A 26,460-nucleotide genomic window follows, 5' to 3' on the forward strand; every position below is an offset into this window, starting at 1 on the left:
GACCGAAGAGCCACCCGATGCGAGCGCGCCGGATCTGGCGTCGCTGCGCACGGTCGCCGACTACCAGTTCGGCGCAGGCGCAGGCAAGGCCCTATTCCCGCCGGAAGAGGAGCTGACGGTTCGTCGGTCGACCGGCGGCCGTCCACGTCAGATCGTCGCCGAGGAGGGTCGGCTCGTTTCCTACGGTGTCGACGGACGGTTCACCCTCGGAATCGCTGGCGGGCGACGGCTGTACGAAGCACTCGAAGGGAGCTACACAGTCGTTGTCGGCGACGAGTCGGAGCCGTTCGTCCGCGATGGCAAAAACGTGTTCGCGAAGTTCGTCGCCGAGGTCGACGATGACGTCAGATCTCGCGACGAGGTGGTCGTGATCCACGAGGCGGGCCACGTGCTGGCTGTCGGACGTGCCGAGCTGTCGGCTGACGGCATGCGAACGTTCGAAACCGGAATGGCCGTGAAAGTACGCGAGGGTGCCGGAGATCCCGACGCGGAGTGATCAGTCGGATTGCGGGGGCTTGATGCCGGCGTTTTTGCTGGCGTAGTCGCGCCCGAGGAAGTAGTTGAGCCACGAGGAGGTGTTCTCCAGCTCCCAGTCGGGCGGGGGGATGTACAGTTCGCGCAGCTTTTCGCGGGCCTTTTCGGGGCCGCCGTCGGCTTTCAGCTCCCGGTAGGCGTTCACGTAGATGCACTTCTGTTCGCCGGGGTGGACCTCACACCAGCCGTCGTAGCTGCCGCCACAGGGGCCGTTTCGCTGGCTCTTCGGACACTGGGACATCGGACACTGATACGCCAGATCCAGGAGCGCGCAGTTGCCACACTCTTCGCAGTCGTTGGAGGCGGTTTTGACCATCCGTTCGGTCATCTGGTAGGGACCCTCCAGACGGCTGCCGTCGACCTTCTCCGCGCTCCAGCGCATGGGACCGAAGAGGGCGCCGTCGGGTTCGAACAGCTGGTCGTGCATCACCTTGAATGCCCGGTAGTTGAGCGACCGCTTGGGCGTTTCCGGTAACGCGTTTCGATCCCAGGTGTTGAGACCGGTTTCGGGGTCGCGTTCGTAGTAGTAGAAGCCGTCCTCCATGGGGTAGTCGAACTCTTCGACGAGATCGCGCCACTCCGGTACCAGCTCTTCGCCGCGCTCGACGATGTACTCCACGCCGTCGTGGTCGATCTCGTGGCCGGCGATGTGGACGCCGTCGTAACCCATCCCCTTCATAAAGGCGTACATCTTGGCGGCACGATCGCGGCGAGCCTGCTTGCCGTCATCGTCGTGTTCTTCGGCTTCCTCTTCGATGTCCTCGAGCAGCTCGTCGGTGACGATGACGCCGGGTACCCGATTGGCGTTCATCGCCTTCGCCGAGCCGGGATCCAGCACGTAGATGTTGCCGATCACGGGGACGTCGAGGTCGTGATCTTCTACGTACTGGAGGAGTTCGTGGAACTTGCGGGCGTCGTACCCCACCTGCGGGATCACGAACTGGGCGCCCTGTTCGACTTTCTTTTCGAGCTTCCAGTACTGGGGGACGAGTTCGGATTCGAGCTTTTTGAACGGGGAGACGGCGACGCCGGCGAAGAAGTCGGTGGGTTCGAGGCTCTTCTCGCGGCCGAACTTGTCGGTGTACTCGAGCCCCTCGTTGAGGTCCGAAATCAGGTCCATGATCTGGACGGGGTCCAGATCGTAGACGGGTTTGGACTGGCCCTGATAGCCGTCGTTTTGGTAGTCGCCAGTCATTACAAGCAGGTTGTGGATCCCCTCCCGGTCCATCGCGTACAGGAGGCTTTCGAGCTGATTTCGGTTCTTGTCTTTCGCGGTGAAGTGCACGAGGGGATCGACGTCGAGATCCTCGAGTTTCATCCCGAGATACTCCGCGGAGATAGCGGGGTTTCCACCCGCGTTTTCCGTCACCGAGATCCCGTGGACGACGTCGCCTTCGGCGGCGACCTCGGCGGCCTCGAAGACCGCATCCTGTTGTTGCTCGCGTGCCCCGCGACCGGGCACGTGTTCCCACGTCACTCCGAACTCGTCTTCGTCGAGAATGGACTCCTTCAGCGTGTTTTTCGTCATTGTTGTACTGTAGGTTCGATTTCGATCCGGAACGTCGTCTCTTATAAATTAAGAGAGCCCGGGTTTCAGCGTTTCGACGCATCCTACGGTTCGGGAAACCGGCGGGATCGTGTCACAGCCCTCCACAGTCTTGCAGATTCACACACCGGTCTCGAGGATTCACGTACCGATCTCGACGAGAGTGATGTAATGCCCGTCCCGGTCGCGGATCCGAACGCCGTCCTCGATACGTTCCCACTTTGTCACCCGGTCGGAAACCGCGTCGGCGACCGCGTCCGGATCGGCGGCTTCGAGTCCGAGGTCGACGTGGACGCCTCCCCGGGCGTCGGCGAGCCCGAGGTGCGGTTCCCACAGCTCGAGATCGACGGCGCCGGTCGAGAGCCGCGTCCGGCGACGGTTCGATCCCCTATCCACGACCTCGAACCCCAGATCGACGTAAAACGCCTCCGCGTCCGGGAGGTCCTCGACCTCCAGTACCACCTCGAAGAATCGGGTCAGTTGGAGGTCCCCGGATCCGCTCGGTGGGTCCGCCCCAGCGATTTCGACGCAGTTCCCTGCCGGATCGTCCGCGTACAGCGACCGCATCGAACCGAAGTCGACTTCCTGGAGTTCGAGGTCGTCGTCGAGACGCTCGTACCAGTGGTCGTAGACGTCGCTCGGACAGGCGAAGGCGTAGTGGGTGTGAAGCCCCCCGCGGGGGACGCCCTCCGGCCGTCGCAGCCTGAGTTCACTTCCGGTTCCGCTCCCGGATCTATCGGTGCTACCTCGGGCCCTCTCGACATCGCCGTCCGGCCCGATCGGAAACGCCACCTCGCGGTCCGATCGGACGATCGGTTCGAGATTTAGTCGCTCTCGATAGAACTCCACGACCGGATCGAGATACGTCACTTCCAGTGCGAGCCACCTGCACCCACCCAGCATCGTCGGCTACCGCTTGCAGGTGTTGACACCAAGCACCTGATATGCGCCACAGGTGCCCGCCGTCCCGGTCGCGAGCAGGACGATCGCAACGAGACCCAACACCAGCGCCAGGCCACCGCTCGCCGCGATGACGCCACCGAGAATCCCAAGCGACGCGAGGCCGGAGACGGCGCCGAGCGCGATCCTGACGAGCCGGTCCGTTTCGCCGACGTTTCGTTCCATACGCGTTGGTGGTGGTCGTGGAGTAAAACGCTTGTGCGCACTGATCCCGTGTCCGTCGCGACCACCACTCTCGTCGAGAACGTCGTATCGAACCCGTCACTCGTCGGGATCGTAATGTTCCCCGGCGGCGCCCGGCATCCGGGTTCGCCCGACGAACGTGAGCACGACGAGCACGGCAACGTACGGGATGATCCCGACGAGCGTCGAGGAGACTTCGATGCCGGCGATCCGCTGCAGTTCGAGCTGTAGCGCGTCGAGTCCGGCGAAGAAAAACGACGCCACGGCGGCGCCGATCGGGTTGTAGTTGCCGATCAGGTACGTCGTAATGCCGATCCAGCCGCGACCGTCGATCATCGTTTCGCCGCCGCCGACGAACTGGCCGGTGTTGAGCGCGAGCCCGGCGCCGCCGATGCCACAGTAGATTCCGGACAGCAGGACGCCAGCGTACCGGATCTTCCTCACGTCGACGCCGACTGTGTCGAGGGTTTTGGGGTCCTCGCCGCTGGCCTGGAGGTGTTTGCCGAACGACGTTCGGTTCAGCAGGTACCACGAGAACGGAACGGCAAGAAACAGCAGGTAGACGGGCGGGCTCACGTCGAACAGTGCTGGACCGACGTACGGCAGTTCCGACAGGACCGGAAGCGGGATTCTATCGAGTGTGCCGACGCTCGGGCTGTTGACCGTCTCCCAGATGATGATGCTGCCGAACGGGGCGATCCCGAGCGCGATCAACCAGACCGCCAGCCCGGCGATGATCTGATCGGCCTTGAACTCGATGCACACCGCCGCAAAGAGGAACGCGACGGTTGCGCTCGCCACAACGGCCGCGAAGAAGGCGATCCACATGCCCTCCGCGCCCCTGCCGCCGAGCGCCCACATTACTGCGATGGCCGTGAAGGCGGCGATGATCAACAGCCCCTCGAGCCCGATGTTGATGACGCCGGACTTCTCCGCGAAGATCCCGCCCATCCCGGCGAACGCGATCGGGACCGTCAACCGGAGCGCGCTGCGAACGTAGGAGGCGTCGACGACCCCCACCACGTCGGCGCCGATTTCCCGGAGCCCTGGCACCATTGCGACGACGAACAGCAGTGCGATAATTCCACCTGCGAGGAGTCCCGACCGTCGGGAGAGTCGGGGACTATCCATCCGTTTCACCTCCGTCGGTCACTGCGGCGTCCGAACCGTCCGTCCCGTAGCCGGCACGCTTGCCGAGCATCCGGAAGAACTCCGGCATCGCGACGAACAGGATGATGAGCCCGCGGAGCACCTCGATCAGTTCGTTCGGCACGCCGAGGGCGAAGTCGATCTGTAGCGCACCGGCTTTCAACGCGCCGAACAGCACGGCCGCCGGGATCACCCCGATGGGATTGTTCCCGGCCAGAATCGAGACGGCGATCCCGTCGAATCCCAGGGGCGGCATCTCCGTCTGGAACCGGTACAGGATCATCAACACGTACATCGACCCGGCGATTCCGCCGAGTGCACCCGACAGCGTCATGCTCGTGACGATGTTGCGTTCGGCGTTCACCCCGCCGTATTCTGACGCCTCGGGTGCGAGCCCGCTCGTCCGCAGTTCGTAGCCGATTACTGTGCGCTTGTACAGCAAATACACGCCGATGGCGACGACAAGTCCCGAGATCAGGGCGATCAGCGAAAAACGCGTCCCGCCGATGGTCGGTGACAACCGGACGAACTCCGGGACAGACACGGTCTGTACCGCGTCGACCGTGGGATCGCCGACGTGGTTTCGTACGAGATAGAAGGTGATTCCGAACGCCACGAAGTTGAGCATGATCGTCGTGATCACCTCGTGGGCGTCGGCGTACGCCTTCATTGCTCCCGGAATAGCGCCGTAAAAGCCGCCGACGGCTGCGCCGACGACGACCGAAAGTGGCACCAGAAGAAGCGCCCCGAGCAGGTTATTGGGGACATACGGCGCCAGCCAGATCACCGTAAGCGCGCTCGCCAGCGCCCCGACGACCATCTGTCCCTGCGTCCCGATGTTAAAAAGGCCGGCGCGGAACGCCACCGCCACCGACAGGCCGGTGAAAAGCAAAAGCGTCGTCTCCTGGAGCGTGAGGCCGATGTTCACGGGAGTCCCGAACGCACCGTACACAAGCATCGCGTACACCTCGATCGGGTTGTAGCAGAACTCCACGCCCGCGATCCCGAACGCCGGGACTCGACACGTCGCGACCGCGCCGGAGACGAACACCAGCATTCCCCCGACGAGACTCGCGAACACCAGCGCGGCCAGGCTGATTGCGATCCGTTCGGTCCCCGAGGCGTCGACGAGCCGATCCAGCAACTCTTCGATCGACTCGCTATTCATCGTCCCCCTCCGGATACTCGCCTGCCATCAACAGTCCAATCTCTTCTTCGGTCACGTCGTCCGGATCGACGACGTCCATGAACCGACCGTCGTACATGATCGCCATCCGGTCGGAGAGGCGCTGTACCTCCTCGAGTTTCGAGGAGACGAGCAGCAGTCCGACCCCCTCCGTTTTGAGATCCAGCAGCCGGTTGTGGACGAACTCGATGCTACCGATGTCTACGCCCCGGGTCGGCTGTGAAGCGACGACGAGTGAAGGGTCCCGTTCGAGTTCGCGACCGACGACGAACTTCTGCTGATTCCCGCCCGAAAGCGAGCGGGCTGATGCGGTTGGGTCGGGCGGTCTGACGTCGTACTCGTCGATAACTGTGTCAGTGTACTCGCCTGTGTAGTCCCAGTCGACGAATCCGCCGTCGGCGAACTCTGGGAGCCGCTGAGTCCCCAACAGCGCGTTCCGGCGGAGATCGTAGTTCAATACGAGACTCCGGCGCTGTCGATCTTCCGCGATGTACGACATTCCGGCGGCGATTCGTTGGCGTCGGGAGTCGTGGGTTACGTCCTCGTCGTCCAGGATAATCCGGCCCGATTCGGCGGCCCGCAATCCGGTGATCGCCTCGACGAGTTCAGACTGCCCGTTGCCGTCCACGCCAGCGATTCCGAATATCTCCCCATTGGCGACCGAAAACGACACGCCGTCGACCGCCCGCACGTCGCGGTCGTCGTCGACTTCGAGATTCTCGACAGCGAGTGTCGTCTCTCCCCGGTCGGCCGGCGTGCTGGTCACCTCGAGCAGCACCTCGCGTCCGACCATCATCGTCGCGAGTTCTTCCCGTGTGGTCTCGTCGGTGTCGACAGTGTCGACGAGTTTCCCGTCTCTGAGTACGCTGATCTGGTCGGCGGCGCGGAGTGCCTCGCCGAGTTTGTGCGTGATGAAGATGATCGTCTTGCCGTCCGCCACGAGCTCGTCGAAGATGTCGAACAGCGACTCGACTTCCTGGGGCGTCAACACCGCGGTCGGTTCATCCAGGATGAGCACGTCTGCCCCCCGATAGAGGGCTTTCAGTATCTCCAAGCGCTGCTGTTCGCCGACGCTGATCTCGTGGACGCGTTCGGTCGGATCGATGTCGAATCCGTACCGTTCTGCCAGCGTACGGGTCTCCTCGATCGCTCGCTCTTCGTCGGTCAGGAGCCCGAAGAATTTCGTCGGCTCCTCTCCCAACACCATGTTCTCCGCGACTGTCATGGGCGGAATCAGCATGAAGTGCTGGTGGATCATCCCGATTCCCGTGTCGATAGCGTCACGGGGACTCCCGAACGTCCGCTCTGTGTCGTCGACGACGAGTCTCCCTTCCGTGGGCCGGTAGAGGCCGTACAGGACGTTCATGAGCGTCGTTTTGCCGGCACCGTTCTCGCCGACCAGTGCGTGCACAGAGCCACGTTCGACGGCAAAGTCGACGTCGTCGTTCGCCACGACGCCCGGGAACCGTTTCGTGATCCCTTCCATTCTGACGGCGTAGTCGACGCTATCGGCCTCCTCGGCGCCGTCCGGCCCTTCGTACTGTCTCATTCTGACGGACTACACGTCATCGAGGTTGTCGGGAACCGTGATGTCGCCGTCGACGATGGCCTCCCGCGTCAGTTCGAGTTCGTCGGTAATCGCTGCGGGGAGTTCGCCTTCGAAGTCCTGGCCGATCACTGCGGCGACACCATCCTCGGCGATACCCAGATCGTTCAGTTCTCCGCCGCGGAAGTCGTCGTTGAGAGTGTTCTCGATCGACTCGTACACTGCAACGTTCACCCGTTTGAGCATCGAGGCAACGATCACGTCGGAAAACTCGGGCGCCGTACGCGACTGGTCGTCGTCGACGCCGATCGCGTACCGCCCTTCCGACTGGGCTGCCTCGAAGACGCCCGATCCGGTGCCGCCGGCCGCGTGATACACGACGTCTGCACCGTCGTCGTACATCGACGAGGCGATCTCCTGCCCGGTGGACGGATCGTTCCAGTCGCCTGCGTACGCCGACGTGAATTCGATGTCTTCGTCGACGTACTCGACGCCGGCCTTGTATCCTGCTTCGAACCGTTCGATCAACGGCACTTCCTGACCGCCGACGAACCCGACCATCTGCTCGTCGGTGTTCGTCGATCCCCCGCCGTGGTCGTACTCCATCCCGGTCAGCATTCCGGCGAGAACGCCCACCTGGAAGGAACCCTCCTGCTCCCTGAAGATGTAGTTCGCCACGTTGTCGACGAACCCGTCGTCTGCCTCGACGACGCCGTCGACGATCATGAAGTTCTGCTCCGGGAACTCCCGGGCGTTGTCGAGCAGGTCTGTTTCCTGGACGAAGCCGATACAACTGATGAGGTCGAAGTCGGGGTCTTCGCTGTTCGCGAATCGACGCTGGAGTTCCCCTACCTCGTCTGGACCGTCGGGTTCGGCGTTCTGGTAGTCGAGTTCGAAGTCCTCTTCGGCCTCCTGAACACCGGTGTGTGCCATGTCATTGAACGACTGATCGCCGAGCCCGCCAGTCGCGTACACCATCCCGACGTTGAAGTCTGCGCCGCCGCCGCCGCCCATACAGCCCGCGATCGCTGCTGCTGTTCCCGCGCTTACCGTCGTCAGAAATTGCCGTCGATCCATATCACCCGTTGCCGCACACGGGGTATTTATTGTTACGGATCTGTGGAGTGAATTCCTCACGCTTTACAGGAGGATATCGGCAGGTACTGCTTGAGAACTGCTCGTAATTCTTCTCTAGCCGGTGGCCGTCATCTGATTGAATATCCCTGGCGTGCCAGGTATTCGCCTACCGCTTTGATCTCGACGGGACTACCGATTATCCGGCACTGGTCCGAGTCCTGAAACACCGTGACCGTAAACTGTTGTTCGATGCTTTCTTCTATCCCGTCCAGTGCAGCACACGGTAAGACGATCTGCGTGCTGTCGCGGAGGCGGGAGGGATCCGGCATCGACTGTATCGGGTGGTTCGACGCTCTACGTATAATCGTGTCGAAATACTATGGTATCAAATTCCATCTGGATTCACGCCCTGGAAGGGAGTTGATTGCAGTCGACGCTCAAACGCAGCGCTTATTCGGTCACGCGGGGCAGGATACGTGTGATGAGCGTATTCGACCGGATCGCGCGAACGATCGGCCGGGCGACGACGGCGGGGTGTCTCGCCGGTCGAACGCTGTTGCCGTTCGACACGAACCCGGTTCCGGGGGGCTGGGAGCACGTCACCAAGGTCGATCCGGAGGACGCAAAGAAGCTCCCGATCGCGTATCCGCGGTATCTCGAACACACGGACGGCATCTCCGTCGGCGGGTCGGCGGACGTAACGGAAACGAACACCGTCGAGACGTTCAGGCTGCTCTCGTCGGTGTCGACGCCGGCGTTTCACGAGCCGAGCGCGGCGAGTCACGTCACCGAGGAGACGCTGTCTGCGTCGTCGTTCCTGGCGGTGCCGCAGGTCCTCAACGGTGACGACGAGGCGTTCGTCGGCACCCTCGGAACCGGAACGCGGTTCATCCGGGAGGAACTGGCACCTGCAGCCGTCGAGAAGCTGTTGCCGTCACGGGTCGTGAACCGATACGGCGACCGTCTCGCGGAGTTTCTCACGAACTGGATGCTCTACTCCGCGGTCTTCGAAGCGTACGTCATCCAAAACCCCGACAGCGCGGCCGCCCGGGAGGCGGGGGTCGGCGAGTCAGATCTTCTCTCCCCCGAACAGGCCAGAGACCGGGCGATGGCAGCGGAACGGTATCTCGGCAGTGAAGTACTCTACCTCGAATACTCCGGTACATATGGTGGCTCTGAAGCGGTCGACATTCTCGAGATGACTGCCCCCGCTCTCGACTGGACCCGGCTGTGGTACGGCGGCGGGATCGACTCCCGCGATAAGGCGACCGAGATCCTCTCGGCAGGCGCCGATACGGTGATCGTCGGGGACGTCTTCCACCGGATCGCCGCCGAGGAAGCCGATCTCGCTTCCTCGTTCGTCGCCGATTCGGAGATCGGGACGTCGGCTCACCCCGACAGGATCGAAGCGTGGCTCGAGGGCACCGCCGACGTCGCCGACACTGCTGCGGTCGAATACCTCTCGACGATCCCGTCGGTCGAGGATCCGGCCGGGGCCGCACGCGACTGTCTGGTTGCAGGAGTTACAGCCCACTGCGTCCTCGCGAGGGCCGAAACGGACGTTCGAGAGGCGATCCGCGAGGGGCGGCTCACGGATCCGGCGGAGATGTCGGCGGTGTTCCGGGACGACTACCACAGTCGGCTCGAAGCCAGGCTCGGGCCACCCGGAGGCAACTCGTCGACGTCGACTCTCGCTGCAAATCTCCTTGATTCAGTCTGCCTTCGGACGTTTCGGGAGTCAACCAGATCGCCTCAGTCGGACGACGAGCCGTCGGTGTCGTTCCCGGCCCATCACCTCCCGATCGAAGAACTTCCACGGTAGCGTGGTGAGAGCCGGACAAAAACACGGAGACGAGGAACTATTTTATCGGTCGCTGTCCTCGAACCTCTATGGCAAGAGGCGACACTCTCCTCAACGCGATCATCGGCGCGGTCGTTACGGTTGTCCTTTCGTTTACCGGCATCTCCCCGGTCCTCGGCGGCGGCGTGGCGGGCTATCTACAGGGGGAAAACCGCAAACGTGGAGCAAAGGTCGGCGCCCTCTCGGGGCTCTTCGCGTTCGTTCCGTTCCTGCTTTTCGGGCTCGTTATTTTCGGCTTCTTTGTGGTCGCCCCCGTGACTGGTGGCGGTCCAGGGATTCCAGCCGGCATTGAACTGCTGGTGGTTCTGTTCCTGTTTTTTCCGATCCTTCTGGTCTGGAACGCGGGGCTCGGGGCACTCGGTGGATATCTGGGGGCGTATCTCCGCGAGGAACGTGACTCCTGAGGAGTCGACGTCAGGGACAGCCGGACCCACCAGCCGCCGGACACATTCGTGACATAGCTTTATCACGTTTAGCGTCGTAGCTCACACATTGTAGTATGACAACGATAAGCAAAGAGAAGCTGACGGGCTTGTACGAGGACATGGTGACGGCCAGGTATTACGAAGAACGGCTTCAAGAGGAGTACCTCGTGGGCAAGCAGCCGGCCTTCGACATCAGCGCCGGACCGATCCCGGGCGAGCTTCACCTCGCAGCGGGCCACGAGGCGTCCGGAATCGGCGTGTGCCATCACCTCCGGGACGACGACGCGGTGACGGCACCACATCGACCCCACCACATCGCCATCGCGAAGGGGGTCGACCTCGACCGAATGACGGCGGAGATTTTCGGCCGGGAAACCGGCTGTTCCTCCGGGAAAGGAGGACACATGCACCTGTTCGATCCGGACGTGAAGTTCGCCTGCAGTGGGATCATCGCCCAGGGTTGTCCGCCCGCGGTCGGGGCAGGGATGGCCGCCAAAAAGCGCGGGAAAGACAGCGTCGCCGTAGCGTTCCTGGGTGAGGGGGCGATCAGCCAGGGGGCGTTCCTCGAGTCGCTGAACCTCGCGAGCGTCCACGACCTGCCGGTGGTGTTCGTGATCGAGGACAACGACTGGGCGATCAGCATGCCGAAGGAACGAGTCACGACACCCCTCGACGGTTCCAGGCGCGCGGACGGATTCGACATGCCCGGAATCCGCGTTGACGAGGACGACGTGATCGCCGTCTACGGGGCCGCAGACGAGGCGATCGGGCGCGCCCGCGACGGCAACGGCCCGACGCTGCTCGAACTCCAGGTCCACCGTCGAATGGGGCACTTCATGGGTGATCCGGAGACGTATCGGCCCGAGGAGGACCAGGAACTGGCAGCGAAACGCGATTCGATCGAACGCTTGAAAGAAGAGCTGCGGGCACACGGCGTGGAGGAGGAAACCATGGAATCGATCAAAACGGCGGCTCACGAGCGCGTCGACGAGGCGATCGAATGGGCCAAAGAGCAGCCGGAACCGGATCCCGAAGCGGCTTACGAGGACGCGTTCGTCAATCCGCCGTCGGGAGTAACAGACACCGAACCGGAGTTCGATCTGGCAGGAGGTGACGACTAATGACGGCAGAGGCTCCCCCTGAGTCGGTCGACCGCGAACTGACGATGAGCCGCGCGATGGTCGAGGCCATCGCCGACGAAATGCGCGACAACGAGGAGGTGTTTTACATGGGGGAAGACGTCGCCGACTACGGCGGCATCTTCGACTCCACGCAGGGGCTGCTCGACGAGTTCGGCCACGACCGCGTCATGGACGTCCCAATCAGTGAAACCGCCTACCTCGGGGCGGCTGTCGGCGCTGCACAGGAAGGGATGCGGCCCATCGCGGAGCTGATGTTCGTCGACTTCTTCGGCGTCGCGATGGATCAGATCTACAACCAGATGGCGAAGAACACCTACATGAGCGGTGGCGCCGTCAACGTGCCCATGGTGCTCACCGCGGCCGTGGGTGGGACGTACAACGACGCCGCCCAGCACTCACAGACGCTGTACGGGACGTTCGCTCATCTCCCGGGAATGAAAGTCGTCGTCCCGTCGACGGCGTTCGACGCCAAGGGGTTGATGCACAACGCGATCCGGGACGACGATCCGGTCGTGTACATGTTCCACAAGCGGCTGATGGGAATTGGCTGGATGCCCGCACCGGATGGACCGAAGACGCCGGTGCCCGAGACAGACTACACGATCCCGTTCGGGAGCGCAGACGTGAAACGCGAGGGTGGCGACGTGACCGTGGTCACGCTCGGACTCCACGTCCATCGGGCGCTCGAGGCTGCCGAATCGCTGACTGAGGAGGGGATCGACGTCGAAGTCGTCGATCTCCGATCGCTCGTTCCGCTGGACACCGACACCGTCCTCGAATCGGTCCGGAAGACCGGTCGGCTGGTGGTCGTCGACGAGGACTACCGTTCGTTCGGTGTGACCGGAGAGATAATTGCCTCGGTCGTCGAGGGCGGTCTCGCGGACCTCGAGGCGGTCGAACGGCTCGCCCACCCGGACGTCCCGATCCCGTACGCCCGGCCGCTGGAGAACGAAACGATCCCGGATACCGGTGACATCGCAGACGCCGTCCGGGCTGTCCACGAATGAGTGGGGAGCGAGTCGCCGTCCTCGTCGACGATCACTGGCCTGCGGACGTCGAGTCCGAGGAAGGGGTCGTCGTCAACTGGTTCCTCAGGGAGGGGGCGACTGTCGAGGCCGGTGATCCGCTGTGTGAACTGCAGGTCGAAAAAGTGAGCTTCGACGTTTCCGCACCGGTCTCGGGGAAACTCGAGGAAATTCACCTCCTGGAAGACGAGGAGTTCACCCGCGGGGCGACGCTGGCGGTACTTGCGCCGGCGTGACGCCTGGAACCGACCTTATTCCTCACCGAGCGGTTTCCAGGTTCGGGGTGATCGGTTCAAGCGCTTGCAGCCGTCCCCAGTGACGACGACGAGATCCTCGATGCGAATCCCGAACGCCCCCTCGATGTAGACGCCGGGTTCGACGCTGAACACCATTCCCTCCTCGAGCTTCCGGTCGTTTTCTCCGGTGATGTAGGGGGGTTCGTGGACGTCGAGTCCGACCCCGTGGCCAGTCCGGTGGATGAACTGGTCGCCGTAGCCTCGCTTTTCGATGACCTCGCGTGCGGCCCGATCGACCTCGCTGGCCTCGACGCCAGGTTCGATCGCCTGGATCCCCGCCTTCTGTGCAGCCAGAACGGCGTCAAACGCCGATTCGAACTCCGTCGGCGGATTCCCGCCGAACACGACCGTCCTGGTCTGGTCGCTCGGATACCCGCCGAACCGGGTCCCAAAGTCGAGCACTACCGGATCGCCGGGTTCGATCGCCCGGGCGCCGTGGCGGTGGTGGGGACGGGCACCGTTCGGACCGGACCCGACGACGACGTCGAAGGAGATCCCGTCGCCGCCTGCGTCCTCGAGTCGACGTTCGATCTCGACGGCGAGTTCGCGTTCGGTCATGCCGATCGCGTCCGAACCGAGCGTGCGGATCAATTCGCTCACCGAATCAGCGATCGACGCCGCCCGTTCGAGGCGATCCAGTTCGCTGTCGTCTTTGCGGATGCGCAGGTCGGTCAGCAGTTCGCTCGCCAGACCGAAGGTGGCCTCCGGGAACACCTCCCGGAGGTCCTGGGTGAACATTGCCCACATGCGGTCGTCGACCAGGAGCCGTCCAGCGGCGAGTTCCAACTCCTCGCCGATGGATGCAAGCAATGCGATCGGATCCTCGTCGTCCCCCCAGGTTCGGACGTCGGCGATCGGCGACTCCTCCCGGATCTGTTCGTCGTACATCTCCGGCGCCAGAAACAGCGCGTCGTCGGGGGTGACGATCAAAAAGAGGTGCCGCTCCATCGGCTCGTCCTCGAACCCCGAGAGGTAGTACATGTTGGAACTGGGGAAACAGACGAGCGCGTCGGCGACTCCGGATCGAAGCCCGCTCCTGGCCCGTGACAGCCGTGTCGTTATTGCGTCGTGATCGGTCATTGTTTTGGCCCTTTTGAACCCGTTCGGAAACTGTGGCCGTATGCGTTCCGCTTCTTGCTATTCGGCCGACCCGTACCGATATTGTGTGTTCGGCCGTCTCCGTTCCGCGGAATCGTCCGTCAGCGCGTGGCTACCCGATCGGACGGTGAACTACTCTCACGGAGTTGCGATACGAGACGTCGATCCCGGGAAAGTCATCGGAAAGTCGCGATAGATCTTTCCCCTCCGGGGATGTGACTGGGGACGTGACTACAGAAACCCCTGACGTGACGACAGCGACCTCGATGGACGATGTCGGTTTCGACTGGCTTACGCTGGAAGAGGACGAGGAAGTGCTGTGGTCGAGCCGTCCACACCGAAGTAGCCTCGTCCCGGCGTTGATCGTCGGCATTCCGCTCTCCATTCTCCTCATCGGGCTCGTGATCATCCTCGGGGCGTATCTCACCTATACGAACACGAACTACGTCGTCACGACCTCCGGCCTGTATAAAAAGACCGGCATCCTCTCGCGGGACGTCCAGAAAATCGGCTTCGACAAGGTACAGAACATCTCCTACAGCCAGAGCGCCATCGGTTCCTACTTCGGTTACGGCAACGTCGAGGTGAGCACCGCCGGCAGTTCCGGCGTCGAGATGCAGTTCCGGAGCGTGCCGGCACCCGCAGACGTCCAGGAGCTCATCGACAGCCGGATCGAGCGTAGAGACGGACGTGGTGGAGACGACAAGGAGGACGTACTCGCGGAGATTCTGACGGAACTGCGCACGATTCGGCGCATCGTCGAGGAGGGTCAGGACGACAACGGTAACGACGAGATTGGAACGGACGGAAACGATACCGACGCCAATCGAACGGACAGCAACGGTGACAGTAACACCGACGGCGCCGGCACCGATAACACCCGAGACCGATGAGTCCGAATCCGGTCGTATCCGACGATTGGCGTCGATTCGACGGCGAGACTGTCATGTGGGAGGCGTCACCACGAACGACTCGCGCATTGCCGGGCATCGGGCTCAGCGTGGCGTTGCTCGTGGTCGTGTTCTGGCTCGCCGTTTCCGTCAGCGGTTGGGCGCTACTGTTGGTTCCCGTTGCGGCCGTGCCGGGTCTGTACCACTACTTGCGGGTGGTCACGACCAACTTCGTGTTGACCGACGGCGAGATCGCGGTGAAAACTGGAATCCTGGGTCGGTCGGTTCGTCGCGTCGAATACAGCCGCGTTCAAAACGTCGGCTATTCGCAGGGGCTCACCGGCTCGGTGTTCGGCTACGGCACCGTCGACGTCGAGATCGCCGGTGGACGCGATCTGCAACTGTACGACGTGTACGACCCGACGGAGCCCTACGAGATCGTTCGCGAACTGGCCACGGGACGGACGGCCGCTGAAATCCCGGGATCTCTCGAAGCGTGGACCGCGATCCGCGACGAGGTCGTAGCGCTCCGGAAAAGTCTCGAGTCGTAGCGCTCCGGAAGCCGTTCTAGAAACGTTTGTGGAGGAAGAAAGAACGTGGGGTTCGGCACCGGTTGAAAACCCAAAGGATTGTTATAAGTATAATGTTTCAGTTATAGTATTTTTACTGAGTATTATGCCATGGGATCACGAGATAATTTACAACTACTCGTTACGATCGTCGCATCGAACGATCCGAGCTAGACCGCGATCTCGAGGAGTAGGTAACCGACTACGGACGGAACTCGAAGATCCGATTCGAAAACCACGGTGAGCCAACTGATCCTCTGGTTTAACGGTCCAAATCCGTTTCGTTGTCGCTTGGCGGACGGACGAATTTTACGTCCAGGAGTGGCTGTCGATCGGGCGATCGTCCTTCGGGTACCATCGTCTCGCGTCGCCTTTAGTTTCACTCGATCGGGAGGTGAACAATCGATGGTATCTCCGTTCGAATTTAATATACGAAATATGGTAGTTAGGTAGAAATATACTTTTTATTACTCCCCGATCGGGCCCCATCTTCCGGAGCCGTAGATTCAAACGGTCGGACCACCACCACCGTCCATGGAAATCGAAATCAAGACGTACGGAGCGGTTCGAGAGCTGTTCGATCGAACGGAGTTCACCTACACAGTCCCGCCGGATTCGACGGTCGAAGATCTGCTCGCCGCACTCGAAACCGAAAACGACCGTTCCGCCGAGTTCTGTCTCCTCGAGGGGTTCCGGGAGGAAACCGTACTGGTCGTGCGGAACGGCACGAACGCGAAACTACTCGACGGGGGCGATACGACACTCGAAGACGGCGATCGACTTAGCATCACTTCCTCACCGATGCCAGAGGGATAACGCGGGGTGTGACGGTCAGTCGTCGGCCGTTCCGCCCGGCTCGTCGGTTTCTGCGTATTCGGCGACGCGGTGCTCGGGAACGGTCCCGTCGTCGTTCCAGCCACGCGTCTGGTAATACTCGTCGAGACCGGCCTCGAACCCGGGGATCTCGTACGGCAGATCGTCGTCCTCGCGGTCCATCCCGCGTCTGTTGTTGAAGTGCCGTTCGAGTTCGACGACCCGGCTCCCGACCTCCACGAGTTTCTCGTACTCTGTATCGAACAGTCTCTCGAACGTCTCTTCGGAGACGAACCCCTCCGCCTCCTTCGAGAACGCACAGATGATGCCGCTGTCCCGGAACGCCGCGTAGTTTTCGAGTTCGACGATGCGCTCGGGCTTCCCGTCGAGCCCTTCACGCGGGAAATTGCCGTCGTATTCGTCCCGCAGCATCACAGAGTACATGTGGTCGCCCCCGCGGTTGGCAACCGCATAGGACAGCCCCTAGCCGTGGATCGTCCGTCCGTCGTGGGCGGCGAACTCCATTCCCTTTACCGTGTAGTTGTCGACGCCCAGTTCCTCGTGGACGCGGTCGACGCCTTCCGCGAGGAGGTCCCCCTCCCCGTCACGGTAGGCGATCTTCTCGATGAGTTCGTGGGCGAGCGCCGCGTTGCCGAACTCGTCGTGGGCGTCCATGTAGGCGGCGATGGTGACCCCACACGAGATGGTGTCCAGACCGAACTCGTCACACAGGTCGTTGGACTTCATCACGTCGACGACGTCTCCGACGCCCTGGTTCGAGCCGAAGGAGTAGACCGTCTCGAACTCGGGGCCTTCGGTTTCGAGGCCGCTGGCTTCGTCGCGGGTGGGGAGCTTGCAGGCGAACGCACAGGCAGAACACGCCTCCTTTTTGTACTTCTTCGATTCGACAGCGTCGCCACCGATCCCTTCGACCGCTTCGAAGTGGTAGTCGTTGAAGTATCGGGTCGGCAGCGAGAACTCGTCGTTTATGAACTCCGTCCCGGAGGTCGTGCCCTGTCGCCGGAAGATCGAATCCGACGTCGCCGCCTTCTGGTGGACCTCCGACTGGACGTCTTCCGGGAGGCCGACGTCGAACTCGGTGTCCCCTTCGAAGGTGATGGCTTTGACGTTTTTCGACCCGAGCACTGCCCCCATGCCGCCGCGGCCGAACGCCCGGGACTCGTAGGTCATCACGCAGGCGTACCGGACGAGGGTTTCCCCCGCCGGACCGATACAGAGCACGTTTTCGGCCTCGAGATCGCGCTCGTCGTTTACGTGCTCGGTGACCTCGGGGACGGTTGCTTCCTCGAGTTCGGGGACTTCCTCGAACTCGACGCCGTCGTCGGTGACGTGGATCGCGAGCAACTCGTCGCTTTCACCGACGACTTCGACGCAGTTGTGACCCGTCCCGACGAAGTTCCGCGAGAGATAGCCGCCGGCGTTCGTCGAGAGGAGGCCGCCAGTCAACGGCGAGAGGCCGGTCACGTTCATCCGGCCCGTGAAACTCATCGTCGCCTGCTGGAGCGGCCCGGTCGAGACGTACACCCGGTTTTCGGGTCCGAACGGATCGGCGTCGAACGGGATCCGGTCGTGAGCGAGTTTGGTTGCGACACCTCGTCCACCGATAAACGTCCCCAGTACGTCGTCGATGTTCTCCTCTCTGGCCTCTCGATCGGTGACGTCCAACGTCAACAGTGGACCACCTGCAGTGATCATGTCTGGTGAGACAATACCATACATATTAAACGTTGGTTTCGGACGCGACCGTCTCCGGTTTCTAGCCGCCGCCACCGACGGATGGAGAGATCCGAACGACCGCCCCGTCGTCGAGTTCCGTTTCTCCCCCGTCGAGCTGTTGGACGTTCCGACCGTCGACGGTGATCACGAGGTTTTCGGCCAGTTCGTGTTCTCTTTCCAGTAGCTGATCGGCGAGCCCGTCGTAGGTCTCGTCGAGATCGCAGACGAGTTCGGCGACGGTGGCCCCCACCGGAAGTTCACAGACGACAGTCTTCGTTCCGACAACGTCGCGAACGGGTCCAAAGAAGTTGCACTCGACCTCCATACACGCACGCTCGGTCTACTGATACTTATCTGTCGTGGCAGGGAATGATGTCGGTCGGGGCAGGGAACGGTATCTCTCGGAGCAGGGAATACTTATATGCGTACTGACCGAGCAAGTGGAGCTATGGAGATTGGCCTGTTTGCCGCCCACGAGCAGTACGACCCGACGACGTTACTCGATCACGCACAGCGGGCCGAGGGTGCGGGCTTTGACACCGTCTGGACCAGCGACCACGTACACCCGTGGTGGCACACCGACGCTCACTGCGGAGCGGCCCACCCGTGGCTTGGTTCGGCCCTGGAGCGGACCGACAGCCTGCGGATGGGGACGGGAGTCACACCGCCGATCGCCCGCTACCATCCGGGGTTCCTGGCGCAGGCGTTCGGCACGCTTGGGGCGATGTATCCCGGGCGAGTTCACCTCGCACTGGGTACCGGGGAGGCGATGAACGAGGTGCCACTGGGATACGACTGGCCCCCGTATCCGGAACGACGAAAGCGGCTGATCGACGCCTGCGAGATCATCACCCGACTCTGGAGCGGCGAAGTCGTCGACTTCGACGGCCACTACTGGCAGACAAACGACCTGTACCTCTACACGCTTCCTGAGGAACGCGTGCCGCTGTACGTCGCCGGAAACGGACCGAAATCGACCCACGTCGCCGGACAGTACGCCGACGGGTTCCTCACGCTCCGTGACGTCGACGTCTACGAAAAGCATCTCGTCCCGGCGCTGGAAGACGGTGCCGCCACGGCCGACCGCGATCCGGACGAGATCAGGCGGATCCGTCAGCTGCTGGTGTCTTACGACGAGGACTACGAGCGCGCGCTCGAGAGCACCGGGTTCTGGCGCGGGCCGCCGGCGATCGGCTTCGACCAGGAAATCGCAGATCCGCGGGAAATCGAGGCTGCGGGCAGGGAGATCCCCCTCGAGGAGATGACGGACGAGTTCCTGGTCACTGACGATCCCGCCGACCTCCGGGAGAAACTCGACGAACTCGAGGCCGCCGGGTTCGACGAGGTCGAACTGCTGTCCACGAGTCGGGATCAAGAGAAGTTCATCGAGATGATGGAGACGGAGATCCTCGATCGGTAGGAGGAGGCTCTTCGATCGGTAGCTCGTGTACCGGTAACTTACCACTCCGCGACGCTGCCATCCTCGTGCCTCCAGATCGGGTTGTGCCAGTCGACGTCGTCCGTAAACGGTGTCGACAAGCGAACCAATCGACGACGGTCATAGTTCCATCGACGCCCGGACAGCAGCACGGTAACCGAGCAGTAGATTCAAAACGTAACGGAGCGATGAATCGAACGATGCTTACAACGCAAGGGTCACTCCTCACAGTAGATCTGTCTGCGAGGGACCACGAGACGGAACGGATCGACGATGTCCGCGACGAGTTTATCGGCGGACGCGGGGTCGCAACGCGCCTGGCTCACGAACGAATTCCCTTCGACGCCGATCCACTTGGCTCGGACAACAGGCTCTACTTTTCGACCGGCCCCCTCCAGCAGTCGGAGATGAGCTTCACCGGCCGAACGAACGCGACCGCCGTGTCGCCGCTCACGAACGGGCTCGCATCTTCAAATGCCGGCGGATTCGTCTCCCGCCCCTTTGCAGAGACGGGATACGGCGCCGTCGAGTTCGTCGGGGAAAGCGACGAGTTGCTCATCGTTCACGTCACCGACGACGGCATCGAGTTCGATCCGGCGCCGGAACTCGAGGGTGCGCGCGTCCCCGAGGTCACCGAGTACGTACACGACGAGCGCGGTCTCGAGGCCGAAAACGTGCTCTGTATCGGACCGGCCGGCGAGAACCAGGTCAGGTTCGCCTCGATCATGACCTCCGAGAGCCGCGCGTTCGGGCGGGGCGGTCTCGGGGCGGTGATGGGGGCGAAGAACCTGAAGGCGGTCACGTTCGAGGGCGACTCGGCCCCCGACATCGAGATTCCGGACGTGCAAGCGGAGATCCATCGGGAGGCTGCCGAAAGCGACAGCATCATGAAACGGCAGGGGACGGCGTCGGTGACGGATCTCGCAAACGAGATCGAGGGGATGCCCACCCGCTACTGGTCGGAGAAACAGTTCGAGGGGATCGAGGGGATCAACGGCGACGCCGTCGAGGCCAAAAAGCACAAACGCGGCACCTGCTCCCGCTGTGCGTTCGCCTGCAAGCTCCCCACCCGCGACGAGGAAAGCGGCCTCGAGACCGAAGGCCCCGAGTTCGAGACGATCATGGCGTTCGGCTCGAACCAGGCCGTCGACGACGTCGTCGACGTGATGCAGTCGAACGAACTCTGTGATCAACTCGGGATGGACACGATCTCGTGTGGCAACACGATCGCGGCGTATCTCGAAAGCGAGGACGCGTTCGGCGACGTCGAATTGATCCACGAGACTGTCGAGAAGATCGCCCACCGCGAGGGGATCGGCGACACGCTCGCGGAGGGGATCGCCCGGTGTCACGAGGAGTTGGGGGTAGAGAACTGGACGGTAAAAGGGCTGGACTTTGCGGCCCACGAAGGGCGGACGCTCCACGGCCAGGGGCTCGCGTACGCCGTCGCCAACCGCGGCGGCGACCACATGTACTCCACCTTCTACGCGTGGGAGTACCCGCTGGTCGACGAGGCGGATGCGTTCCCACCGGAGGGACTGGAGGGGAAAGCGCCGGCCGTCGCTACCCAGGAGAACATGCGCGCCCTCGAGGATTGCGGTGTCATCTGTCGGTTCTCCCGGGGGATGATCGCCGAGCATCCCGAGCGACTCGAGGCGTTGTTCGACGCCGATCTCTCGGCGTTGACGGCCGTCGGCGAACGGGTGGTCACACTCGAGCGCGACTTCAACAACCGGCGGGGTTTCGACCGCGCGGACGACACGCTCCCGTACGTCGACCAGTTAGCGGGGTTCGAGGACGCGCTCGATTTGTACTACGACACGCGGGGCTGGAACGACGACGGAACCGTCCCCGAACAGCAGATCCAGAATATCTACGGGTTAGCCCCGTAAGTCCACGAGAAGTGATGTCAGCTAGTCTGACATTTGTCGGTCGTTACCGTTCGACCAGCCTTTCGGAAGACCGATCGACCAGAAAATCACGACACCCGCTCTTCTCAGTCGACGGTCACGATCTCGATCTCGTGGCCGTCCTGGTCCTTCGTGAAGGCGTAGTTGTAGTCACAGGACTCGGGGTCCCGGTAGTCCTCGGCGTCCCGCAACATCAGGTCCTCCCACGCAGCTTCGAGGTCGTCGACGCGGACGGCGAGATGCCCCCACGCGTCGCCCATCGTGTACGTCCGGTCGTCGTAGTTGTACGTGAGTTCGACTGCCATCTCCTCGGGCGCGGCGTCGAGCGGCTCCATGAAGTAGTTCGCGAACGTGTCCGCTTCCCACCGCTTCCCGTTGTACGCGTATTCGAGCTTCCTGGTCCACCACCCGAGCGCTTCGTCTGGGTCTTCGATCCGGATCATGGTGTGATCCAGGCTCCACTGGGCGCCGTGATCGCGCTCGACGATCTCGATCTCGTGGCCGTCCGGGTCTTTCACGAACGCGTACTTGTACCCGCAGGATTCGGGATCCCGGTAGTCTTCGACGCCCTGTTCCATCAGGCCCTCGTAGGCGTCCTCGAGGTCGTCGACGCGGACGGCGATGTGTCCCCACGCGTCGCCCATCGTGTAACTTCGGCCGTCGTGATTGTACGTCAATTCGAGTTTCGCTCCGTCCTCGTGCATGTCTTTCGGGCCGAGGAAGACGTTCGTGAATGTGTCCGCCTCCCAGCGTCCCTTCTCCTCGTATTCGAGGTGCGTCTTGTACCAGTCCAGTGATTCATCGAGATCCTCCACGCGGATCATTACATGGTCGAGCGTTCCCATGTCACTGTTTTCTTCTCAGATCTTCAAAAATGTACCGGCCAAAACTGTACCGACTCTCCTCGAAAACGATTCTACAGGCGGAGCAGGCCGAGGCAGTTCACCAGAAGTGGATCGATACATTCGGACGTGGGATCCGGGACCGCTGTCAACTCCGCTATTGATCCGAAAGGTGTCCCCTGTCAATGCTTCCTCGGAAACTGCTGCGTAGACGGCCTTCGGAGACGATAATTCCGCGGGTTCTGGACAACCTCGAGCGCTACTGTCTCCGCCGACTTGAGCAGCCGACTCGCGACGCTGTCGATCGTCCGGCCGTTTCGACGACTTCGAAAGCCGGATACTTGTCCGATTGCCGTGGCTGAGCGGATGATGCGTGTTGCGACGACAGTGAATTGCCGTACAGAATACCTGAACGTTACAAAATTAGTATTGTAACCTAAATACGAGATTGGAGTCGAACACGTAGGGGGTGTCAAGCGCGAGGTACTGGCGATGGTCGCAATCAAGAAAGACGCCAACGCCATCCAATTGTAGCTGATGTGGTTACTCGAGGTCGATACCGTCGTCGGCATCTCGAAGGTCACGAGCAAGGAGTGAACCGCCTCGGGCTCAAGTGGTTCGAGAGATTTCGTCTCACGTCATTACGGAAATCGAAGATTTCCGGACGACTCCGAGGCTTCCCGTGGGTTAGTCAAACATTCCCATCCGACCATCGGCCTGGTAGCCTCGGGCGGTCGGGCGGGTCACGGTTGGGGAGTCCACGGCCCCCGAGGCACTCGGTCTGCTCAGCCTGTAGAAGGGGAGGGTGCACGGAACCGTTCGTTCTCGAACTCGATCGGGCTCGGTTCGGAGAGTACGCGGAGGTCATCCCGTTTTCGGGCGGCCTCGACGAGCGCAGCGGAGGCGTAAAACCGGTCCAGGTGCATCGTGTCGGTGACGCGGACCACCCTGACCGTCCCGGGATCGTACACCCCGATCGTCGAGAGCGCGGCGACGAGCCCGCCGCGATCCGTCTCCACGACCGGCGGCATCCGGGACCCCTGCGGAGCGCTCGCGGTCAATGCGTTTATACAGGTCTTCGTTCGATCGGTCGCCGCCTCCAGGTCGGCGTGGACGAAGTCGGCAAGCCCCACTGCCGTGGCGTTACCATGAGAGGGCCCGGTGAGCGATCGAACATAGATCCGGCCGATCGTCGGCCGCTCCGGTGGTGGCTCATAGGCGATGTGGATCCGACCGATTACGTTGGTGTCCATCCCTGTCCCGCTGATCTCCTTACCCATTCGATCGACAACGAGGACGTCGAGTTCATCGAAGGGGAGCGTCGGCATGTAGTCGTATGCTATCTCCAGAAGTTCTGCTTCCCGATCCAGGAATTCCGAAGATGGGATCCCTTCAACGATGACCGTGTCATCGTACTGATCCTCGACGATCGCCACGCCGCCCACGATCGGGAGCTCCGAGAGCAATCGTTCGGTGATCGACGGGATCATCTTCCGGAAGCTCCAGTCGACTGCCCACTCGTGGGCGAGCTTGGCGCCCCGCTGTTTCCCCATTCCGATGACGAGCATCTTCGAGAGGCCACTCTCGACGCACCCACTGAAGCCGGTGTGTGGCTTGATCCGGTTGATCGGGACAATCGCGTCCGCGGCGACGGCGTTGGCGTCGGCCACGACCGGGACGTCCCGGTCGGCGGTCGTCCCCACCTGCTCGACGGCCATCTCCGAGCGGATCTCACAGCCGATCGACTCCGGGGTCACCCCCAGCGCCTCGAGCTTCTTCCGCTGTCCGTCCCCGGTCGCACCCCCGTGACCCCCCATCGCGGGGAACACGAATGGCTCATAGCCCGCGTCCTCGACCCCACGGACGACCCCACGCACGATCGTGGGGAGGTTCGCGATCCCGCGGCTCCCCACGCCGATCGCGACTGAGCCACCGTCCGGGACATCGTCCCACTCGAATGACGTCACACACGCGGCGGCACGATCCTCGATCTCCTCGGGCGGGATCGGATCGGTCTCCCAGAGCTGTTCGACGACTCCCATTTCCGGGAGCACCCGATCGCCACAGGTCTCGAGGATCGTCGCCTCCGAGATCACTACGTCCCTCCCTGTGTCGTCTGTCATCGTGATTTTCGGTTTCGGTCGATAGCTATAAAAAGGATCCCTCATTTCGGATCGGGGACTACAGGCCGGATGGATCGCTTCCCTTCACAACTCGTGAAGGGGGACCCGGGACCTACACACATCAACAATCTTGCAGCAAGGGAAACCCTATTTTCTTCACCCGGTATAGGTGCCAGTATGGCGAAGATACTCGTCACGGATTACAACTTCCCTGATCTGTCGATAGAACAAGATCTCGCGAACCGTGCGGGCGTAGAGCTGGAGGGTGCACAGGCCAGATCACCGGAGGAAATCATCGAAGCGGCCGAGGGCGCCGACGGGCTCTTGGTCCAGTACGGCGAGGTGACCGAAGAGGTGTTCGAGGCGCGTCCCGAAATCCAGGTCGTCGGTCGGTACGGGATCGGTGTCGACTCCGTCGACCTCGATGCCGCGACCGAGCACGGCGTCTCCGTCGTGAACGTACCCTCGTACTGTCTCGACGAAGTCTCGACACACGCCATGGCGCTGATCCTGGGATGTGTCCGCAAGGTAGCGCTCTTCGATCGGGAAATAACGGGCGGAACCTGGGACTGGAACCAGGGGAAACCGATCCACCGCCTGACCGAACAGACGCTCGGCCTTGCCGGGTTCGGCGAGATCCCACAGACACTCGCCAGGAAGGCCGAAGCCTTTGGTCTGGACGTGATCGCGTACGATCCGTATCTCTCGGCGGAAGAGATCGCAGAACACGGCGCGCGAAAGGTCGATTTCGACGAGTTGCTGGCAGGGTCGGACGTCCTCTCGGTGCACGTCCCCCTGACCGACGAGACACAGGAACTCTTCGACGCGGCGGCGTTCGAGCAGATGCGGGATCACGCGTTTATCGTCAACACTGCCCGCGGGGCGGTCATCGACACCGGCGCGCTCGCCGAGGCGCTCGAGACTGGCGAGCTCGCCGGGGCCGGGCTCGACGTGTTGCCCGAGGAACCCCCGGAAAACTCCCCCCTGATCGACCGGGACGACGTGATCCTCACCCCCCACGTCGCCTGGTACTCGGAGGACTCGCTCGCGGAGCTACGTCGTACCGTAACCGAAGACGTAATCGGCGTACTCAATGGGGACGGACCGATGAACCTCGTCAATACCGACGTGTAGGGTAATGGTCGAGGTAACGACGTTCGGCGAGACGATGCTGCGTCTTTCCCCGCAACGCGGCCAGCGACTGGAAACCGCATCACAGCTCGAGTTCCGGACCGCAGGCGCCGAGAGCAACGTCGCGATCGCCGCGAGCCGTCTCGAGGTCGACGCCGTCTGGCTGTCGAAGCTCCCGAATACATCACTGGGCCGGCGCGTCAGAAACGACATCCGACAGCACGGCGTGACTCCGGCAATCGCCTGGAGCGACGACGGCCGGCAGGGAACCTACTACATCGAACAGGGTGGACAGCCACGGGGGACGGATGTGATCTACGACCGTGCCGACGCGGCGATAACCTCAGCTACCGTCGAAGAACTTTCGGTTCGGTGGATCCGGGAGTCGGACGTCTTCTTTACGACGGGGATAACCCCGGCGCTTTCCGAGACGCTGTATCGGACGACGAGTGAACTCCTCTCGGTGGACACCACGACCGCGTTCGATCTCAACTACCGGAGTAAGCTCTGGTCGCCCCAAACCGCGCGGTCGGCGTACGACGAGCTCTTGCCGGACGTCGACCTCCTGTTCGTCCCCGAGCGGGACGCGAAGACGATACTGAACGTCGATGGGGGGGCCGAATCGATCGCCGAACAGCTCCGGGAACGCTACGACTGTGAGACCGTCGTGGTGACGCGAGGCTCGGACGGCGCGCTCGCGAGCTGTCCGGACGGACCCGTGTGGCAACCGTCGTTCGGGACCGAAACCGTCGATCCAATCGGCACCGGAGACGCGTTCGTCGGCGGGTTCCTCTCCCAGCGCGTCCGGGGGGAGTCGATCGCGGACGCACTGGAGTGGGGGGCTGCCACGGCCGCGCTGAAGCGTACGATCGAAGGGGATCTCGCAGTCGTAACGCCCCGGGAGGTGGAGTCCGTCATCGAAACAGGGAGTTCCGACATCGATAGGTAGCATTCGGGTAGTTGGCTTTAAGGGGGCCGG

General features: G+C 62.4%; 25 protein-coding genes and 1 pseudogene. 13 read left to right on the forward strand and 13 right to left on the reverse strand.

Annotated elements, in window-relative coordinates; all coding sequences use genetic code 11:
• The first annotated feature begins 34 nt into the window (after positions 1-34).
• Positions 35-496, forward strand: coding sequence for a PUA domain-containing protein (locus tag RH858_RS11680; RefSeq protein WP_259536415.1), 462 nt, complete (start codon positions 35-37; stop codon positions 494-496).
• On the opposite strand, the gene RH858_RS11685 is transcribed toward RH858_RS11680, so the two are convergent.
• From RH858_RS11685 to RH858_RS11720, 8 genes are all read right to left on the reverse strand, one after another.
• On the reverse strand, positions 497-2,062 hold the full coding sequence (locus RH858_RS11685) for a methylenetetrahydrofolate reductase C-terminal domain-containing protein (protein WP_259533089.1): 1,566 nt from the start codon (positions 2,060-2,062) through the stop codon (positions 497-499).
• 159 nt (positions 2,063-2,221) lie between these two features.
• Entirely contained in the window at positions 2,222-2,983 is a 762-nt protein-coding gene (locus RH858_RS11690) for a VOC family protein (RefSeq protein ID WP_310561934.1), read from the reverse strand.
• 6 nt (positions 2,984-2,989) lie between these two features.
• Complete coding sequence (locus RH858_RS11695) at positions 2,990-3,205, reverse strand: DUF2892 domain-containing protein (RefSeq protein WP_259533087.1); 216 nt, start codon at positions 3,203-3,205, stop codon at positions 2,990-2,992.
• 96 nt (positions 3,206-3,301) lie between these two features.
• Positions 3,302-4,354 carry an ABC transporter permease gene (locus RH858_RS11700; RefSeq protein ID WP_259533086.1) on the reverse strand — a complete coding sequence of 351 codons (1,053 nt, stop codon included), beginning with the start codon at positions 4,352-4,354 and terminating at the stop codon, positions 3,302-3,304.
• Complete coding sequence (locus RH858_RS11705) at positions 4,347-5,540, reverse strand: ABC transporter permease (protein ID WP_259533085.1); 1,194 nt, start codon at positions 5,538-5,540, stop codon at positions 4,347-4,349. Before RH858_RS11705 ends, RH858_RS11700 begins: the two co-directional genes overlap by 8 nt.
• On the reverse strand, positions 5,533-7,107 hold the full coding sequence (locus RH858_RS11710) for an ABC transporter ATP-binding protein (RefSeq protein WP_259533084.1): 1,575 nt from the start codon (positions 7,105-7,107) through the stop codon (positions 5,533-5,535). Before RH858_RS11710 ends, RH858_RS11705 begins: the two co-directional genes overlap by 8 nt.
• Before the next feature lie 9 nt (positions 7,108-7,116).
• Positions 7,117-8,181 carry a BMP family protein gene (locus tag RH858_RS11715; protein WP_259533083.1) on the reverse strand — a complete coding sequence of 355 codons (1,065 nt, stop codon included), beginning with the start codon at positions 8,179-8,181 and terminating at the stop codon, positions 7,117-7,119.
• A 128-nt stretch (positions 8,182-8,309) separates the two neighbouring features.
• A complete protein-coding gene (locus RH858_RS11720) occupies positions 8,310-8,510 on the reverse strand; it encodes a hypothetical protein (RefSeq protein ID WP_259533082.1) in 201 nt (66 codons plus the stop codon).
• Positions 8,511-8,662: 152 nt separating this feature from the next.
• On the opposite strand from RH858_RS11720, the gene RH858_RS11725 reads away from it, so the two are divergent.
• From RH858_RS11725 to RH858_RS11745, 5 genes are all read left to right on the forward strand, one after another.
• Entirely contained in the window at positions 8,663-10,003 is a 1,341-nt protein-coding gene (locus tag RH858_RS11725; protein ID WP_310561935.1) for a heptaprenylglyceryl phosphate synthase, read from the forward strand.
• Positions 10,004-10,071: 68 nt separating this feature from the next.
• Positions 10,072-10,446 (forward strand): DUF5518 domain-containing protein, encoded by a 375-nt coding sequence (locus RH858_RS11730; RefSeq protein WP_259533080.1) that lies wholly within the window; start codon positions 10,072-10,074, stop codon positions 10,444-10,446.
• A gap of 128 nt (positions 10,447-10,574) precedes the next feature.
• Positions 10,575-11,588: a thiamine pyrophosphate-dependent dehydrogenase E1 component subunit alpha gene (locus RH858_RS11735; protein WP_310561959.1), complete on the forward strand. Its 1,014-nt coding sequence runs from the start codon at positions 10,575-10,577 to the stop codon at positions 11,586-11,588.
• Complete coding sequence (locus RH858_RS11740) at positions 11,588-12,616, forward strand: alpha-ketoacid dehydrogenase subunit beta (protein WP_310561936.1); 1,029 nt, start codon at positions 11,588-11,590, stop codon at positions 12,614-12,616. Before RH858_RS11735 ends, RH858_RS11740 begins: the two co-directional genes overlap by 1 nt.
• Entirely contained in the window at positions 12,613-12,870 is a 258-nt protein-coding gene (locus RH858_RS11745; RefSeq protein WP_259533077.1) for a lipoyl domain-containing protein, read from the forward strand. The genes RH858_RS11740 and RH858_RS11745 overlap by 4 nt, the downstream gene beginning before the upstream one ends.
• Before the next feature lie 15 nt (positions 12,871-12,885).
• On the opposite strand, the gene RH858_RS11750 is transcribed toward RH858_RS11745, so the two are convergent.
• Complete coding sequence (locus tag RH858_RS11750; protein WP_259533076.1) at positions 12,886-14,010, reverse strand: Xaa-Pro peptidase family protein; 1,125 nt, start codon at positions 14,008-14,010, stop codon at positions 12,886-12,888.
• 284 nt (positions 14,011-14,294) lie between these two features.
• On the opposite strand from RH858_RS11750, the gene RH858_RS11755 reads away from it, so the two are divergent.
• From RH858_RS11755 to RH858_RS11765, 3 genes are all read left to right on the forward strand, one after another.
• A complete protein-coding gene (locus RH858_RS11755; protein WP_259536414.1) occupies positions 14,295-14,921 on the forward strand; it encodes a PH domain-containing protein in 627 nt (208 codons plus the stop codon).
• The gene (locus RH858_RS11760) at positions 14,918-15,469 is read left to right on the forward strand and encodes a PH domain-containing protein (protein ID WP_259533075.1); all 552 of its coding nucleotides are present in this window, start codon (positions 14,918-14,920) and stop codon (positions 15,467-15,469) included. The genes RH858_RS11755 and RH858_RS11760 overlap by 4 nt, the downstream gene beginning before the upstream one ends.
• Before the next feature lie 552 nt (positions 15,470-16,021).
• Complete coding sequence (locus RH858_RS11765; RefSeq protein WP_259533074.1) at positions 16,022-16,303, forward strand: MoaD/ThiS family protein; 282 nt, start codon at positions 16,022-16,024, stop codon at positions 16,301-16,303.
• 15 nt (positions 16,304-16,318) lie between these two features.
• Here the strand turns inward: RH858_RS11765 and RH858_RS11770 are convergent.
• Both RH858_RS11770 and RH858_RS11775 read right to left on the reverse strand, forming a co-directional pair.
• A pseudogene (locus RH858_RS11770) lies at positions 16,319-18,016 on the reverse strand (aldehyde ferredoxin oxidoreductase C-terminal domain-containing protein).
• A 61-nt stretch (positions 18,017-18,077) separates the two neighbouring features.
• Complete coding sequence (locus RH858_RS11775) at positions 18,078-18,362, reverse strand: ubiquitin-like small modifier protein 1 (protein ID WP_310561937.1); 285 nt, start codon at positions 18,360-18,362, stop codon at positions 18,078-18,080.
• Positions 18,363-18,485: 123 nt separating this feature from the next.
• Between RH858_RS11775 and RH858_RS11780 the strand changes: the two genes are divergently transcribed.
• Positions 18,486-19,457 (forward strand): TIGR03557 family F420-dependent LLM class oxidoreductase, encoded by a 972-nt coding sequence (locus tag RH858_RS11780; protein ID WP_259533071.1) that lies wholly within the window; start codon positions 18,486-18,488, stop codon positions 19,455-19,457.
• 218 nt (positions 19,458-19,675) lie between these two features.
• Positions 19,676-21,367, forward strand: coding sequence for an aldehyde ferredoxin oxidoreductase C-terminal domain-containing protein (locus tag RH858_RS11785; protein WP_310561938.1), 1,692 nt, complete (start codon positions 19,676-19,678; stop codon positions 21,365-21,367).
• Positions 21,368-21,471: 104 nt separating this feature from the next.
• Here the strand turns inward: RH858_RS11785 and RH858_RS11790 are convergent, their stop codons facing one another.
• The gene (locus tag RH858_RS11790) at positions 21,472-22,230 is read right to left on the reverse strand and encodes a VOC family protein (RefSeq protein ID WP_259533069.1); all 759 of its coding nucleotides are present in this window, start codon (positions 22,228-22,230) and stop codon (positions 21,472-21,474) included.
• A gap of 782 nt (positions 22,231-23,012) precedes the next feature.
• On the reverse strand, positions 23,013-24,350 hold the full coding sequence (locus tag RH858_RS11795) for a DUF362 domain-containing protein (protein WP_310561939.1): 1,338 nt from the start codon (positions 24,348-24,350) through the stop codon (positions 23,013-23,015).
• 177 nt (positions 24,351-24,527) lie between these two features.
• Between RH858_RS11795 and RH858_RS11800 the strand changes: the two genes are divergently transcribed.
• Together RH858_RS11800 and kdgK1 are read left to right on the forward strand one after the other, a co-directional pair.
• On the forward strand, positions 24,528-25,484 hold the full coding sequence (locus RH858_RS11800; protein WP_310561940.1) for a C-terminal binding protein: 957 nt from the start codon (positions 24,528-24,530) through the stop codon (positions 25,482-25,484).
• Positions 25,485-25,488: 4 nt separating this feature from the next.
• Positions 25,489-26,430 (forward strand): bifunctional 2-dehydro-3-deoxygluconokinase/2-dehydro-3-deoxygalactonokinase, encoded by a 942-nt coding sequence (gene kdgK1, locus RH858_RS11805; RefSeq protein WP_259533066.1) that lies wholly within the window; start codon positions 25,489-25,491, stop codon positions 26,428-26,430.
• Positions 26,431-26,460 lie beyond the last annotated feature (30 nt).

The sequence above is a fragment of the Halalkaliarchaeum sp. AArc-GB genome, from assembly GCF_031432225.1.
Classification (GTDB): domain Archaea; phylum Halobacteriota; class Halobacteria; order Halobacteriales; family Haloferacaceae; genus Halalkaliarchaeum.